This window comes from Streptomyces carpinensis (assembly GCF_002154505.1).
Classification (GTDB): domain Bacteria; phylum Actinomycetota; class Actinomycetes; order Streptomycetales; family Streptomycetaceae; genus Streptomyces; species Streptomyces carpinensis.
The window spans coordinates 1-787 of record NZ_MUBM01000800.1 but is presented as its reverse complement, the minus strand read 5'-3'; the positions used below and the strand labels follow the sequence as shown (position 1 = coordinate 787).

The 787-nt window shown below is 72.7% G+C and carries 1 pseudogene; it reads left to right on the top strand.

The window, feature by feature from the left end:
* Window positions 1–30 precede the first annotated feature (30 nt).
* Window positions 31–742 (top strand): annotated as a pseudogene (locus tag BZY54_RS48880) (ferritin-like domain-containing protein).
* The last annotated feature ends 45 nt before the right edge of the window (window positions 743–787 follow it).

The following is a 787-nucleotide window of genomic DNA, read 5'->3' as shown; positions in this document are numbered from 1 at the left end:
TCCGGCGGTCCGGCAGGGAGGTGGCCCACGATGCTCTCACCGAGGGGTCTGTTCCAGGAGATCCTCGACCACGACGAGTCCTTCCGGCTGTTCTGCTCCATCGCGGCCGGCGGAGAGGCACAGGGCGGCTGGGAGAACGGGCGGATCGCCGCGCTCGTGCCGGAGGGCGCGCGCGAGCTCGCCCCNNCCGGTCGCGGTGCCTCCGGAGACCGACTACACCATGCTTCTGGAACGCCAGGGCATCGGCCTCGCGCACGACCGGCTCAGGTCGGACGAGCCGCTCACCGAAGCCGACATCGTCGTCTACCTCGCGCACAGCCGGGTCACCGAACAGCGCGCCTCCGAACAGATGGACCTGCTGCGCCGGCACTTCGGCGACCACCCGGACCTGGGCCGTGCCGTGAAGATGATCGCCGGCGACGAGGACAACCACCTCGCGTACTGCCACGAGGAACTGCTTCGCCTCGCCGCCGCCGGACACGGCCGCACCATCCAGCGGACGCTGCGCGCCTGCGCGCTCGCCGAGATCCGGGTGCACCGCGACGTGAGCCTGGCGGTCATGGCCCGCATGGGCCGCATCCTCGGCTGGTCACGGACGCGGTCCGCCCTCCTGGCGGCCGGCATCCACGCCGTGTACGCCTACGAACGCCTCGCCGGCTGGCATCGCATGGTCACCCTCTCGATGCCCGAGCGGCGCAACGCCCTCGGCGGCCCCCAGGCCCCGGCCCCCGAGTTCGCCTGAGCACGGCCCGCGCAGCTCTTCCCCCGCAAACCGGCCCCCTGGCAC